The sequence below is a fragment of the Erythrobacter donghaensis genome (assembly GCF_002155425.1).
Classification (GTDB): Bacteria; Pseudomonadota; Alphaproteobacteria; order Sphingomonadales; family Sphingomonadaceae; genus Erythrobacter; species Erythrobacter donghaensis.
Genome location: NZ_MUYG01000010.1, coordinates 18,278 through 32,349, shown reverse-complemented (window position 1 = coordinate 32,349; position 14,072 = coordinate 18,278). Strand labels below are relative to the sequence as shown.

Annotated in this window: 15 protein-coding genes; 13 read left to right on the top strand and 2 right to left on the bottom strand. The window is 66.6% G+C overall.

Annotated features, from left to right (window positions below; all coding sequences use genetic code 11):
* The first annotated feature begins 88 nt into the window (after positions 1–88).
* The 8 genes from ccoG (at position 89) to BZF59_RS08605 (ending at position 8,542) form a co-directional block, all read left to right on the top strand.
* On the top strand, positions 89–1,516 hold the full coding sequence (gene ccoG / locus BZF59_RS08640; protein WP_086608390.1) for a cytochrome c oxidase accessory protein CcoG: 1,428 nt from the start codon (positions 89–91) through the stop codon (positions 1,514–1,516).
* Positions 1,513–1,971 (top strand): FixH family protein, encoded by a 459-nt coding sequence (locus BZF59_RS08635; protein ID WP_245806082.1) that lies wholly within the window; start codon positions 1,513–1,515, stop codon positions 1,969–1,971. The genes ccoG and BZF59_RS08635 overlap by 4 nt, the downstream gene beginning before the upstream one ends.
* Positions 1,944–4,088, top strand: a complete 2,145-nt coding sequence (locus tag BZF59_RS08630; RefSeq protein WP_086607868.1) for a heavy metal translocating P-type ATPase — start codon at positions 1,944–1,946, stop codon at positions 4,086–4,088. Before BZF59_RS08635 ends, BZF59_RS08630 begins: the two co-directional genes overlap by 28 nt.
* Positions 4,085–4,234, top strand: a complete 150-nt coding sequence (gene ccoS, locus BZF59_RS08625) for a cbb3-type cytochrome oxidase assembly protein CcoS (RefSeq protein WP_086607867.1) — start codon at positions 4,085–4,087, stop codon at positions 4,232–4,234. The genes BZF59_RS08630 and ccoS overlap by 4 nt, the downstream gene beginning before the upstream one ends.
* Positions 4,231–4,458 (top strand): hypothetical protein, encoded by a 228-nt coding sequence (locus BZF59_RS08620; RefSeq protein WP_086607866.1) that lies wholly within the window; start codon positions 4,231–4,233, stop codon positions 4,456–4,458. The genes ccoS and BZF59_RS08620 overlap by 4 nt, the downstream gene beginning before the upstream one ends.
* A gap of 44 nt (positions 4,459–4,502) precedes the next feature.
* Entirely contained in the window at positions 4,503–5,813 is a 1,311-nt protein-coding gene (hemN, locus tag BZF59_RS08615; RefSeq protein ID WP_086607865.1) for an oxygen-independent coproporphyrinogen III oxidase, read from the top strand.
* Positions 5,814–5,923: 110 nt separating this feature from the next.
* Entirely contained in the window at positions 5,924–7,279 is a 1,356-nt protein-coding gene (gdhA, locus tag BZF59_RS08610) for an NADP-specific glutamate dehydrogenase (protein ID WP_086607864.1), read from the top strand.
* A 210-nt stretch (positions 7,280–7,489) separates the two neighbouring features.
* Positions 7,490–8,542, top strand: coding sequence for a BLUF domain-containing protein (locus BZF59_RS08605; RefSeq protein WP_086607863.1), 1,053 nt, complete (start codon positions 7,490–7,492; stop codon positions 8,540–8,542).
* A 40-nt stretch (positions 8,543–8,582) separates the two neighbouring features.
* Here BZF59_RS08605 and BZF59_RS16485 read toward each other — a convergent pair whose 3' ends face one another.
* Entirely contained in the window at positions 8,583–8,714 is a 132-nt protein-coding gene (locus tag BZF59_RS16485; RefSeq protein WP_281251646.1) for a hypothetical protein, read from the bottom strand.
* Positions 8,715–8,767: 53 nt separating this feature from the next.
* On the opposite strand from BZF59_RS16485, the gene BZF59_RS16235 reads away from it, so the two are divergent.
* The 3 genes from BZF59_RS16235 to BZF59_RS08595 are packed head-to-tail and all read left to right on the top strand — an operon-like array spanning position 8,768 to position 9,578.
* Positions 8,768–8,920, top strand: a complete 153-nt coding sequence (locus tag BZF59_RS16235; protein ID WP_158094293.1) for a hypothetical protein — start codon at positions 8,768–8,770, stop codon at positions 8,918–8,920.
* 53 nt (positions 8,921–8,973) lie between these two features.
* Positions 8,974–9,174 carry a hypothetical protein gene (locus tag BZF59_RS08600; RefSeq protein ID WP_086607862.1) on the top strand — a complete coding sequence of 67 codons (201 nt, stop codon included), beginning with the start codon at positions 8,974–8,976 and terminating at the stop codon, positions 9,172–9,174.
* Entirely contained in the window at positions 9,135–9,578 is a 444-nt protein-coding gene (locus tag BZF59_RS08595) for a DUF6481 family protein (protein WP_245806080.1), read from the top strand. Before BZF59_RS08600 ends, BZF59_RS08595 begins: the two co-directional genes overlap by 40 nt.
* Before the next feature lie 20 nt (positions 9,579–9,598).
* Here the strand turns inward: BZF59_RS08595 and BZF59_RS08590 are convergent, their stop codons facing one another.
* Positions 9,599–10,549 carry a tetratricopeptide repeat protein gene (locus BZF59_RS08590; protein WP_086607860.1) on the bottom strand — a complete coding sequence of 317 codons (951 nt, stop codon included), beginning with the start codon at positions 10,547–10,549 and terminating at the stop codon, positions 9,599–9,601.
* Between the two features lie 112 nt (positions 10,550–10,661).
* Here BZF59_RS08590 and BZF59_RS08585 point away from each other — a divergent pair, with 112 nt between their 5' ends.
* Positions 10,662–13,199 (top strand): cyclic nucleotide-binding domain-containing protein, encoded by a 2,538-nt coding sequence (locus BZF59_RS08585; RefSeq protein WP_086607859.1) that lies wholly within the window; start codon positions 10,662–10,664, stop codon positions 13,197–13,199.
* Positions 13,199–14,068 carry a hypothetical protein gene (locus tag BZF59_RS08580; RefSeq protein ID WP_086607858.1) on the top strand — a complete coding sequence of 290 codons (870 nt, stop codon included), beginning with the start codon at positions 13,199–13,201 and terminating at the stop codon, positions 14,066–14,068. Before BZF59_RS08585 ends, BZF59_RS08580 begins: the two co-directional genes overlap by 1 nt.
* Positions 14,069–14,072: the final 4 nt, after the last annotated feature.

The window sequence follows — 14,072 nt, the reverse complement described above, 5'->3', positions numbered from 1 at the left end:
CGCACCCGCCGATTCCGGCGCGCGCGACTGGGGCAAGGCGCTCGGGCATGCCGCCCCAGAACCCGCCCCCGAGCCCGAAGCGGGCTTCATGGGCAGCGCGCTCTACGAGAAAGGCAAGACGGTCCACAACAAGCGGATCGACGGGCCCTTCCGCCGCTTCAAGTGGCTGGTGATGCTCGTGACGCTGGGCATCTACTATGTCACCCCATGGATCCGCTGGGATCGCGGGCCCTATGCGCCCGATCAGGCGGTGCTGATCGATCTCGCCAACCGCCGCTTCTACATGTTCGATATCGAGATCTGGCCGCACGAGTTCTACTTTGTCGCCGGGATGCTGATCATGGCGGGGATCGGGTTGTTCCTCGTCACCTCAGCCGTGGGCCGCGCGTGGTGTGGCTATGCCTGCCCGCAGACAGTGTGGACCGACCTGTTCCAGCACGTCGACCGCTTCTTCGACGGTGACCGCAACGCGCGCATCCGCTTGGACAAGGCCCCGTGGACTGCGTCCAAGATCGCGCGGCGCAGCGCCAAATGGGCGGTCTATCTCGCAATCGCCTTCTGGACCGGCGGCGCGTGGATCATGTATTTCGCCGACGCCCCCACGCTCACCCGCGACTTCTGGACCGGCAACGCCGCGCCGGTCGCCTATGCCACGGTCGCGATCCTCACCGGCACCACCTTCTGGCTCGGCGGGTTCATGCGCGAACAGGTGTGCATCTACATGTGCCCCTGGCCGCGCATCCAGACCGCGATGCTCGATGAAAAGAGCCTGATCGTCACCTACAAGGACTGGCGCGGCGAACAGCGCGGCAGCCTCAAGAAGGCGGCGAAGAACCCAGATGCCTATGGCGACTGCATCGACTGCAACATGTGCGTCGCGGTGTGCCCCACCGGGGTCGACATCCGCGAAGGCCAGCAGATCGGCTGCATCACCTGCGGCCTGTGCATCGACGCCTGCGACAAGGTCATGGCAGAGGTCGGCCGCCCGCGCGGGCTGATCGATTATGCCACGCTCGACCAGTGCAAGGCCGAGGCTGCAGGTGCGCCCCCGACCCCGGCATGGAAAGCCCTGCTGCGCCCGCGCACCTTGATCTATTTCACCGTCTGGGCCGGGCTGGGCGCAGGGCTGCTCTTCGCGCTCGGCACCCGCACCCACACCGACCTCACCGTCTCACCCGATCGCAACCCGCCCTTCATGCTGCTGAAGGACGGCTCGGTCAGGAACGCCTACACGCTGCGCCTGCGCAACATGGAAGCCCGCCCCCGCGCAATGGAAATCGCGCTCGAAGGGTTGCCGCAAGGCGCGGTGATGTGGACCGAGAGCGTGAGCATGGAAAACGCCGCGCGCGTGCAGGTCGTTACCGTGCCCGCCAACGCGACCGAGGTGCTGCGCGTCTATGTCCTGCTGCCGGACGGCGTCACCGCCAACGCCTTCGCCTTCCGCCTCACCAGTCTCGACGAACAGCGCGAGCAGGATGTCACCGAAACCACCTTCGCCATGCCGGGGAACCCATGATGTCGAGCCAATCCAGCACCTTCACCGGCAGGCACATGGCCGCCATCTTCGTCGGCGGGTTCGCCGTGGTGATCGCGGTTAACCTGTTCATGGCCTACAACGCGGTGGGCGGATTTCACGGCACGGTGGTCGACAATTCCTATGTCGCCAGCCAGAGCTACAACGGCTGGATCGCCAAGGCCGAGGCCTCGAAGGCGCTGGGCTGGCAGGCCGTGCCGCATCGCCGCGCGGATGGGCGCGTGGTGGTCGAGACCATCGCGGTGCCCGAGGCCGCCGCCATCACCGCCGCAGCCGAGCGCCCGCTCGGCGCGCGCGAGGCCGCTGCGCTCAGTTTCCTGCCGGAAGGTCAAGGCCGTTGGCTCTCGACCCAAGCGATCGCACCGGGCCGCTGGCAGCTGCACATCGCGATCCGCGCAGGCGCGCAGGAATGGGCCGGGGAGGCCGAACTCCGGTGAACGCCCCTGTTGCCGTCGAAGCGGAACGCCCGCTCGCTACCACCCGGCTGACCGTGCCCGGCATGAAATGCGCCGGGTGCATCGGCAAGATCGAGCGTGAATTGCCCAAGCTGCCCGGCATCGCCGCCGCGCGGGCGAACTTTTCGGCCAAGCGCGTCGCGATCCGTCACGATCCCGCGCTGGGCGAGGACGCGCTGACCGCCGCGCTGCTGAACCTCGGCTTCGAGGCGCAGCCGGTCGCGGATAATTCGCTGGGTGACGACAGCAAGGAACGCAAAACCCTCAATCGCGCGCTCGGCGTGGCGGGCTTCGGCATGATGAATGTCATGCTGCTCTCGGTCAGCGTCTGGTCGGGCGCGGACGGGGCAACGCGCGAGCTGTTCCACTGGCTGTCGGCGCTGATCGCGCTGCCGGTGATCGCCTATGCGGGCCGGCCCTTCTTCGCCAGTGCATGGATGGCGCTCAAGCACCGGCGCACCAACATGGATGTGCCGATCAGTATCGGCGTGCTGCTGGCGACGGGCCTCAGCCTCTACGAGACCATCACCGGCGGCGCGCACGCCTTTTTCGATTCTGCCGTGATGCTGCTGTTCTTCCTGCTCGCCGGACGCGCGCTGGATGCCGAGATGCGCACCCGCACACGCGCCGGGATCGGCGCGCTGCTCGGGCGGATGGGCAAGAGCGCCAGCGTGATTGCGCCCGATGGCTCCACGCGCCGGGTGGCAGCAAGAGACCTCGACCCCGGCATGATGGTGCTGGTCGCGGCCGGAGAGGCGCTCGCCGCCGATGGCGAGGTGGTGGAGGGCACGAGCGCGCTCGACAATGCCATGCTCACCGGCGAAAGCGCGCCCGAACCGGTCGGGCCGGGGGCGGTCGTGCACGCTGGGGCGATCAACCTGTCGGCCCCGATCCGGGTGCGCCTCACCCGTGTGGCCGAGGACACGGCCCTCGCCGAAATCGCCCGGCTGATGGACGAGGCGGGGCAATCGCGCAGCCACTATGTCCGCATCGCCGACCGCGCGAGCCGCCTTTATGCCCCGGTGGTGCACACGCTGGCGCTGATCGCCTTTGCCGGATGGATGATCGCGGGCGCGGGGTGGCATACTTCGCTTACCATCGCGATTGCCGTGCTGATCATCACCTGCCCCTGCGCGATGGGCCTCGCGGTGCCCGCCGCGCAGGTGGTGGCGAGCGGCGCGCTGCTGCGCCGGGGCCTGCTGGTGAAGGACGGCAGCGCGCTGGAACGCCTCGCCGAATGCGATGTCGCGCTGTTCGACAAGACGGGCACACTGACCCTCGGCGAACCGCGCGCCGATGTGAGCGGGCTCGACCCGGAGGCACGCGCCGTCGCGCTCGGCCTCGCCCAGACCAGCCGCCATCCGCTGAGCCGGGGCCTTGCCGCCGCGCTGCTGCGTGGGGGGGTGACGCCGGCCGCCATCGATGACCTTCGCGAGGTGAGCGGCGCGGGGCTGACCGGGCGCTGGCAGGGGGTCGAGGTGGCGCTGGAGCGGCCCGCAGAGGCAAGCGCGGCGCTCGCCACCACCCTGCGGATCGGGGACGCCCGCCAGACCATCACCTTCGCTGACCCCCTGCGCGCCGATGCCGCCGCGACGCTTGCCGTGCTCGCACAGGAGGGGATCGCGGCCAGCATCCTCTCCGGCGACCGCGCCGCGCCGGTCGCGGCAGTGGCGCAGGCGCTGGGGCTTACAGCGCAGGCCGAGGCCAGCCCGCAGGCCAAACTCGCGATGCTGGAAGCGCTGAAGGCGCAAGGTCGCCGCCCGCTGATGGTGGGCGATGGCCTGAACGATGGCCCTGCGCTGGCCGCCGCCCACGCCTCGATCGCGCCGGGCACTGCGTCCGACGCCAGCCAGCAGGCCGCCGACGCGGTGTTCATCGGCGAGGGGTTGATGCCGGTCGCGCTCGCAGTGCGCGTCGCCCGCCGCACGATGCGGATCGTGCGCGAGAATTTCGGCTTTTCGATCCTCTACAACCTGCTCGCTGTGCCGCTGGCGCTGTTAGGGCTCGTCACGCCGCTGGTGGCCGCCGTCGCCATGTCGGTGAGTTCGCTGGTGGTGGTCGCCAATTCGCTGCGGCTCGCGCGGAGTGCGAACCCATGACCGGCCTTGCGATCCTCATCCCCATCGCGCTGGGCATGGGCCTGCTCGGGCTGGCGGCGTTCTTCTGGTCGATGAAGGACGGCCAGTATGACGACATGGACGGCGCAGCGCACCGCATTCTGATCGACGAGGAGGACGAGGCATGAACCGCGCCCTACTTCTTGCGCTCGCTGCGCTGGTGCCAGTGCTGGTGGGCCCGCTCCCCGCCGAGGCGCGGACGATCACCGCGCGGCTGTGCAATGGCGGCACGATCACGATTCCGCTCGGCGACGGCAGCCCGCCCGAGGATGCGCCTTGTCATCCCAAGGCCTGCCATGCCGGAACCTGCCGCGAAAAGTCCGATCCTTCGCGTCCGAAACGGACGAATTGATCTGGCGCAAAGACGGGCGGCACCCGAGGCTCTCTAAGCGCCTCATGTGGACCTATCACCCCAACCTCCTCGCCAAGCCGGTGCCGCGTTACACCAGCTACCCCACCGCCGCCGATTTCGGCCCGCTGGCCGAAGGCACCATCGAGCAGGCGATCGCCGGGGCGACGGGCGATATCTCGCTTTATCTCCACATCCCCTTCTGCGAGCAGATCTGCTTCTATTGCGGCTGCAACACCGGCAAATCGGGCAAGCGCGCGCGGGTGGAGAGCTATCTCGCCGCGCTGCATCAGGAGCTGGCGACCGTTGCCAGCCTGCTGCCCGCCGGTGCCCTTGTGCGGCGCATCGCCTTTGGCGGGGGCAGCCCCAATGCCATCGAGACGGGTGACTTCCTCGCCCTGGTCGATGCGCTCCACGCCCACTTCCCGCTCCACGCGCCCGAATGGTCGATCGAGCTCGACCCGCGCAGCCTCACCGCCGAATGGAGCCGGGTGCTCGGCAGCATCGGCGTCACCCGCGCGAGCATGGGGGTGCAGACCTTCGCGCCGCACTGCCAGAAGGCGATCGGGCGCGAACAGCCCACCGCGATGATCTGCCGCAGCGTCGACTGGCTGCGCAGCGCCGGGGTGACCTCGCTCAATTTCGATCTGATGTATGGCCTGCCGCACCAGACCATGGTCGACCTCGCCGACAGTCTCGAGATGACCGCGACGCTCGGTGCGGACCGGGTGGCGGTGTTCGGCTATGCCCATGTCCCGCATCTGGTGCCGCGCCAGACGATGATCCCCGAGGCTGCGCTGCCGGGCGCCGAAGCGCGCTTTTCCATGGCGGCGGAGGCCCATGCCCGGCTGACGGCGAAAGGCTATGACGCGATCGGCTTCGATCACTTCGCCTTGCCGCACGATCCCATGGCGCGCGCCACCCGCGAAGGGCGGTTGCGGCGCAATTTCCAGGGCTTCACCGACGATCCCGCCGAAGTGCTGATCGGCATGGGCGCAAGCGCGATCAGCGGCTTTCCCGGTCTTATCGCGCAAAACGAGAAGCACACCGGCCGCTATCGCCAGCTTTCCGCCGAGGGGCGGCTGAGCGCCAACCACGGCATCGCCCGCTCGCCCGATGATCTGGCGCGCGGCGCGGTGATCGAGGCGCTGCTGTGCCATGGCGAGGCCCGCCTAGCGCCCGACCTGCTGGCCGAGGCCGAGGATCGGATCGCCCCCTTCATCGCCGCCGGCCTCGCCGGACTTAGCGGCGAGCGCCTCGCCATCCTGCCCGGCGGATTGCCCTATGCGCGCGGCATCGCTGCGGTGTTCGACGCCTACCGCGCTGCGGCCCCGCGCCAGTTCAGCTCGGCAATCTGATCCACCCACCCGCTGCTTGCAGGAATTGCGCTTTGTCCCGATAGTCTGCCGCAAAACGCCAAGCATCCGGCCAGCCTTGCGGATAAGGCTGGCGGAGGGGGAGAACAATCATGGCAGTGACCGATCACGTCGACTTGAACGGCTTCATGGAGGGCGTGAAGAAGCGCAATCCGCATCAGCCCGAATTCGTGCAGGCCGTGCAGGAAGTGGCCGAGGACATCTTCGACTTCATCGAGGACAAGGAGGAATACCACTCCGCCCAGATCCTGCGCCGCATCGCAGAGCCTGACCGGGTGGTATCTTTCCGCGTCTGCTGGGAAGACGACAACGGCAATGTCCGCGTTCAGCGCGGCTGGCGGGTGCAGAACAACAACGCGATCGGCCCCTACAAGGGCGGCATCCGGTTCCATTCCTCGGTCAACGAAAGCGTGCTGAAGTTCCTCGCGTTCGAACAGACCTTCAAGAACGCGCTCACCGGCCTGCCGATGGGCGGCGGCAAAGGCGGGTCGAACTTCAACCCCAAGGGCAAGAGCGTGCGCGAGATCATGCGCTTCTGCCAGTCCTTCATGATCGAGCTGTACCGCCACATCGGCCCCGATGTCGATGTGCCCGCAGGCGACATCGGCGTCGGCGGCCGCGAGATCGGCTACATGTTCGGCCAGTACAAGCGCATCACCAACCACTGGAACGGGGTGCTGACCGGCAAGGGGCTTGAATGGGGCGGCAGCCTGATCCGCACCGAGGCAACCGGCTATGGCGCGGTCTATTTCCTCGCCAACATGCTGGCGACCAGGGATCAGGACCTCGAAGGCAAGACCGCGGTGATCTCGGGCAGCGGCAATGTCGCCACCCATGCCGCCGAGAAAATCGTGCAGATGGGCGGCAAGGTGCTGACCCTGTCGGACAGCGGCGGCTTTATCCACGACCCCGACGGCATCGATCAGGAGAAGATCGACTGGGTCAAGAAGCACAAGACCTATCGCCGCGGGCGGATCGAGGAATATGTCGAGGCTTTCCCCAAGGCGACCTTCCACGAAGGCAAGACCCCGTGGGGCGTCGAATGCGATGTCGCCCTGCCCTGCGCGACGCAGAACGAATTGCTGGGCGATGATGCGAAGAAGCTCGTCGACAATGGCTGCATCGCGGTGAGCGAGGGCGCAAACATGCCGACCGACCTTGAAGGTGTGCATATCTTCAAGGAAGCGAAACTCCTCTACGCGCCGGGCAAGGCCTCGAACGCCGGGGGCGTCGCTGTCTCGGGCCTCGAGATGAGCCAGAACTCCGAACGCCGCTCGTGGAAGGAGGAGGAATTGCAGCAGATGCTCAAGGACATCATGGCCGGCATTCACAAGCGCTGCGAGGAATATGGCAAGCAGGATGGCGGCTATATCGACTATGTGAAGGGCGCGAATATCGCGGGCTTCAAGAAGGTCGCCGACGCGATGCTGGCCTTCGGCGTGGTGTGATCAAGCGGCCCGGATTCGGCCAGTCCACGGATTCCCGCTTGACGCTGGCCGCTTAGGGGCAGAAGCTGTGTGCACAGGCTGGCGTCGCCGTTTTGGGGACAGCGCTGGGCGAACAGATTTGGGGCGGATGGGGATCGTCTGCCGGACTGCTTGGCATAGCACCGCTGCGCCTTGATTTCCGCTTGTCCTCATCCCTTGGGAGAGAGAGACATGCTGGTGCAGGACACGCAGGAGTCGCACGACTCGGCAGAATGGGTCACCTGCCTTACCTACAAGAGCATCGCCACCGCCGCCCCGCGTGCGAGCGATCTCGATGTGCTCGCCAGCCAGGCGCGGGCGCGCAACCGCAGCCTTGATGTGACCGGGATGCTGCTGTTCGAAGACGGCTGCTTCCTCCAGACTCTCGAAGGCCCGCCCAAGGCCGTGGCCCAGCTGTGGTCCTCGATCGAACGCGATGGACGCCACCAGCATATCGAAGTGCTGAGCGAGCACATGACCGCCGCCCGGCTGTTTTCGGACTGGGACTTGCTGCTCGATGGCCGCAGCGGCGACATGCCGCGCGAGGCCGCCAGGCCCTCACCTGTCCCGCCCGCCGTGGCCGAACATCTCTCGCGCCTCGTCGAACTGGCGCTCAATACCGATGATCTGGCGATCAACACGATGATCGCAGGCTTTGCCGAACAGGGGTGGACGAGCGCTGCGATCCTGTCGCTGCTGATCGAGCCCGCGGCGCGCGCGCTGGGGGATGCCTGGCTCAATGACGATTGCAGCGAGCTCGACCTCACCATCGGCCTCAGCATGCTGCAACTGGCGGGGCATGCGGTGCGTTACAGCCCCTGCTCGCAATCGATCCGCAACAGCCGTTACCGCATCCTGCTGGCGACCGCGCCGGGCGAGAAGCACATGCTGGGCACTGCGCTGCTGGCCGACCAGTTTCTGGCGGCGGGCTGGCAGGTCGACATGGCCTTCCCCGAAAGCGAGGAGGCGCTGACCAACCAGCTGAATGCGCAGCATCCCGATGCGGTGGATATCGGCCTGTCCGACGCGATGCCACGCCAGCACACCATCGACCAGCTGCGCTCCACCATCGAGCACAGCCGCATGGTGGTCTCGGAACATCCGACGGTCATTTCGGTCGGCGGGCGGCTGTTCGCCGAAGCGACCGCGACTGCGCTTTCAGTGGGCGCGGATCACGCTCGCAAGGGGCTCGCGGGAACCAGCATCCGCCTTGCCGAACTGGTGCGCCAGAACCGCAAGGGATGAAGCGCTGGGGCGAATTAACTTGAAATTTTTGAATAATGCGCTAATTGAACATTGCTTCACGTCGCTTGCGACGGAATTTGATCGGCGCCTCCGGCGTTCCTGAGCGCGGCGTTATCGCCACGCAGCCATGAATTCGCCCCTTGGCGGCCACAATTTCCTTTTCACGCAGCATGGCTCCGCAGCGGGATTGTCCCGCTGCGTTCTATACTTATTTGCAGAGACTACATGAACTTCATTACGACCGGCGCCATTTTTGACCGCGCCCAGACGATCCGCGCAAAACTGCCGCAGCATCGCCAATACACCTTGCCGCAAGAACCCTACGCCTTCCTCTCCGTCCGCGATCTGCGCGGGATGGTGGCGGCGATGGTCGATTGATCGGGCACCAGCACGAAACAGCGGGGCATCGGCCCCCAACAGAAGGTCCTCAGATGGATATCAACCACGAATACGCCGCGCACCAATCGGCGTTGATGCGGGCTGCGGGCGCCGAAAGCCCAGGCCAGCGCAAGCGCCAGTTTGCCGAGGCATCCGACATTGCGAGCCGGATCAGCGCTTTCCAGATCGGATTGGGCGCTGCGGCATCCTGCGCATGGAGCGCGGCGCATCTTGCCGCAGCCCGGCAAAGCTGAGCGCAAATTCACAGACCACCAAGCCCGCGCTGCCTCGAAGCAGCGCGGGGCACGCATTGAATGAAAGGTTACGCATGAAGGGTTACAAGGCACCCAGCTTCGAGGACAGGGCCGCATCGGCGATGCAGGCCAAGGAAAAGGCGCTTGCGAAGCTGAAAGCCAAGCCGCAGCCCGACGCCGCCGAGCTCGCCGAGCGCGCCGCACGGCAGGTGGAGCGCGACGCCATCGCGGCAGCCAAATCCGCCAAGGCGCGCGAAGCCCGCGAAGAAAAGCAACGCCTCGCTGACGAAAAGAGGGCGCAGGCCAAGGCTGACAAGCTCAAGGCAGAACAGCCCAAGCGCACCGAAGCCGAGCAGAAGGCCGCGCGCGATGCGCGCTACGCCGCGCGCAAAAGCCGCAAGTGATCGCTGCCTGACGCGCGCCGTCAGGTGATGCCCAGCGCCTTTGCCTGCGCGCGCAGCTCTTCCGCTGCCGCCGGGTTGGCCTTGACCGCCGCTTCCAGCGCGGCCTTGGCCTTGGCCGGTTCGCCCAGCGTCATGCGGCTGCGCATCAGCATAACCCAGCCATCGAGGTTTTTCGGCTCCTTCTGAAGCCGCGCCTCAAGCTGAGCCACCATGCCTTCGGCCATCTGGCGCTGTTCGCTGGGCTTCATGCTGCCCGCCGCGGCGACCTCGGCCGCGCTCGGCCCGCGCACGTCGGGTGAGGCCGCCTCGCCCGCGACGCTGCCCGATCCCGGCGCTAGCAGGGCGGGCTTGCGGCTGGCCTGTGCCTTGGCGATGCGCTCCGTCACGGCGATGTCGTTCATCTGCCCGACCTGCTCGATGGTGCGCACCAGATCGGCCTCCCACGGCGCGCCTTGCGGGCTGTCGGCGAGCAGATCGAGCCATGCGGCAATCGCGCCTTCGTGATCCTTGTCGAGGTCCTTCTTGGCCGCGAGGAAATAGCGCGCGCGCGGATCTTGCGGATCGAGCGCGATGGCTTTTTCGAAAGCGGCAAGCGCATCGGCGGGCAGCGGATCGCGTTTGCTCGCCAGCACCAGCGTTTCGCCCAGTGCCGACCACAGCACCGCATCCTCGGGCGCGATGGCCAGCGCGCGGCGATAGGCGGCGGCGGCCTCGTCGAATTGCCCTGCGTTGAAGTGGGCAAAGGCGAGATCGGCCCACGGCCCGGCATCATCCGTCGAAGCCTCGGCCGCGGCGCGCAGCGCGTCCATATCGGGCGCGCCGCCAGCAGCCTCTGCCGCCGGCGCGGCCCCGCGCGACCCTTCGTAGACATTGTAACCGATCGAGCCTGCCGCCAGCAGCAGCGCCGCCCCCAGCAGCACCCAGCCCGCCTTCGATGCTCCGCCCGCAGGCGCCTGTTCCCCGTGTCCCATGGCCGAGGGGCTAGCAGGCCCCCGCGCGGGGGGCAATTCGCTCTGGCATCGGCCCCCGATTTGCGTATGGTGGAGACCGGGAAAACGATCTGTCCGAGGGGGGGGAGGATCGGTGGGCGAGACGTTCAAGGTCGCCATTATCGGATCAGGGCCTGCCGGGCTCAGCGCCGCAGCACGCGCCGCCGCGCTGGGGCTGAGCCATGTGCTGCTCGAAAAGACCGATCACCTCTCCGACACGATCTACAAGTACCAGAAGGGCAAGCATGTCATGGCGACGCCCAGCAATCTGGTGCTTCGCAGCGACATCGACTTCGACGCGGGCAAGCGCGAGGCGATCCTCGGGACGTGGGACGAGCAGATCGCGGGCCACAAGGTCAACGTCAAATACATGGCCGAGGCCAAGGCGATCCGCGGCACGGGCGATCCGATCCCCGGCTCGATGCAGCAGATCGTAACCCGCGCGCGCGATGGCACCAAGAGCGTCAAGGAAGTGCAGCGCCACGCCCCGCCCTATGCAATCGAGCTGACCAATGGCGAGGTGGTGATGGCCGAAAACGTCATCCTCGCCATCGGCACGCAGGGCAATCCCAACCGGATGCGCTGCCCCGGCGCCGACCTGCCGCATGTGCAGTATCAGCTCGACGATCCCACCGAATATGTCGACGAGCATATCGTCATCGTCGGCACCGGGGACGCAGGGATCGAGAACGCGCGCGGCCTCGCCGAAGACCCGGCGCAGCGCAACACCGTCTCGATCCTCAATCGCGGCACCGAATTCCCGACCGCCAAAGCGGCGAATGTCAGCGCCCTGATGGCCGATCACGAGGCGGGCAAGCTGATGGTCCGCACCGAAAGCGAGACCAAGGCGATCGAGCCGGGCTTCATCACCCTCACCACCCGCGACGGCGAAATCCGCATCCTCTGCGACCGCATCATCGCCCGCATCGGCTCCGCCCCGCCACGCGCTTTCGTGGAAGAGTGCGGGATCGAATTCACCAGCGAGGATCGCGGCGCCTTCCCCCGCCTCAGCCCGGTGTTCGAGAGCACCGCGCCCGGCATCTTCGTGATCGGCGCGCTGGCGGGCTATCCGCTGATCAAGCACTGCATGAACCAGGGCCACGACGTCATCGAGTTCATCAACGGCAACACCGATCTGAAGCCCGCAGACGAGCCGATCATCGCGGCGAAGTTCGCCGAGCTTCCGGGCCAGCGCAGCACCGAGGAATGGCTCGAGTTCCTGCGGTCGAACGTGTCGATCCTGGGTGGCATGAACCCGCTGCAGATGCGCGAATTCATGCTCGATTCCGAAGCGAAGTTCTTCCGCGCGGGCGAAGTGATTTTCGAGCGCAACGCGCCCGGCTCCTCGCTGTTCGGCATTGCCAGCGGATCGGTGGCGGTGGAGGTCAATCCCGCCGATCCCTCGATCACGATCCCCATCGAAAGCGGCTCGATCTTCGGCGAGGTCGGGCTCATCTCGGGCCGCCGCCGCGGCGCGACGATCCGCGCCGCCGAAGACACCATCGTGGTCGAAATCTCGCGCCTTGCCGCGTTGAAGCTGCAATCACAGGTGCCATCCGCCAAGGCGGCGATCCAGCGCATCTCGATCGAGCGGCAATTGCTGCAGATGTTCGGATCGGGCCTCACCCGCGAAGATGTCGCTCCGCTGGTCGAGGCCGCGCAGGTTCAGGAAAAGCGCGCGGGCGAAGTGGTCGTCACCGAGGGCGCGGACGACAAGGACGTGTTCATCATCCGGCGCGGGTCGATGATCGTCGAAAAGCAGATCGGCGAGCGCCCGGTGTTTCTCTCCTACCTGCCTGCCGGGAGCTATTTCGGCGAAATGGCGGTGATTGACGGGAGCGCACGCACCGCGACGGTCAAGGCTGCGATCAAAGCAGAAGTGATCCGCCTGCCGGGCGAAGGCTTCCTCGATCTGCTGGAAAAGAACCCGGCGCTGCGCGAACGCGCGATGAAGGACATGGCCGGGCGCCGCGCCACCAATGCCTTTATCGAAGGGCAGAAGGACAGCTTTTCCAGCGTCGTCGACATGTATTCGCAGACCGCGCAGTTCCTCGTCGACAACGGCATCGGCGAGGCGACCGACGTGCTCCTGATCGACGAGAAGCTGTGCATCGGCTGCGACAATTGCGAAAAGGCTTGCGCGGACAGCCATGACGGGCTCTCGCGGCTCGACCGCGAGGCGGGCAAGACCTACGCGCACCTCCACGTGCCCACATCCTGCCGCCACTGCGAGCACCCGCATTGCATGGCCGACTGCCCACCCAATGCAATCAAGCGCGGGCCCGACGGCGAGGTCTTCATCGACGAGACCTGCATCGGCTGCGGCAATTGCCAGCGCAACTGCCCCTACGGCGTGATCCGGATGGACGCCAAGCCGCCCAAGAAGCCCAGCCTGCTCCAATGGATGCTGTTCGGCAAGGGGCCGGGGCCTGGCGAGGCGTCCTACTCGTGGCGCAAGAAGGCGGCTGAGAAGGAGGGCGCGGCCAAGGCCAAGCAGGCGATCAAGTGCGACATGTGCTCCGGCATCGACGGCGGCCCGGCCTGCGTGCGCGCCTGCCCGACCGGCGCGGCGATCCGCGTCAGCCCCGACAAGTTCCTGACCTTCACCAAGCTGACCGAGGACGTCGAGTGATGGCGACGAAAGCGGGGGGCACAGGGCGGTTCACGCAGGACGAGAAGCGGCGCGATTCCGATCATGTCAGTTTTCTCAAGCACCGCAGCTTCCGCTGGCTGTGGATCGCGCTGCTGCTCTCGGGCGCGGCGATTGCGGGCTATCTGATGATCGACCAGCAGCCGCGCCCCAATGGCGGGACGTGGTATGGCTATACGCTCGGCACCATCGGTGTGCTGCTGATCCTGTGGCTGTCCTTGCTGGGCGTGAGGAAGCGGCGGATCAATCCGGGTGCGTGGAGCCTCAAGGCGTGGACCAGCGCCCATGTCTATCTCGGCCTGTCGCTGATCGTGATCGGCACGCTGCACACCGGCTTCCAGATCGGCTGGAACGTCCACACGCTCGCCTATGTGCTGATGCTGCTGGTGATCGCGACGGGGATTTATGGCGTGGCGGTCTACGCCACCCTCCCCGCCAGCCTTAGCGCCAACCGCAAGGAGATGACCCGCGCGCAGATGCTGGACGCGCTGACTGCGATCGATCGCCAGCTCGAAAGCGCCGCGCAGCCGCTGGGGCGCGAGGATGCGGATTTGGTGATTGCGGCAATGAATCAGGACCCGTTTTCGCTAGGCGTGATCGGTCGGCTCACAGGCAACTTTTACGGTAGCTGTCGAACCCACTACGCTCTGACAGAGCTTGAAGACGATGAACCGGGCATGGAGCGAGTTTATCCTCTTCTGGAGAAGCGTCTCGCCCAGCTCGACCAAATTCGCGGGCAGCTGCGCATCCGCGCGCTGCTGGAGGTGTGGCTGTTCGTCCACATCCCCCTCACCATCGCCCTGATCGCCGCGCTGACCGCGCATGTCATCTCAGTGTTCTACTACTGGTAGGCGG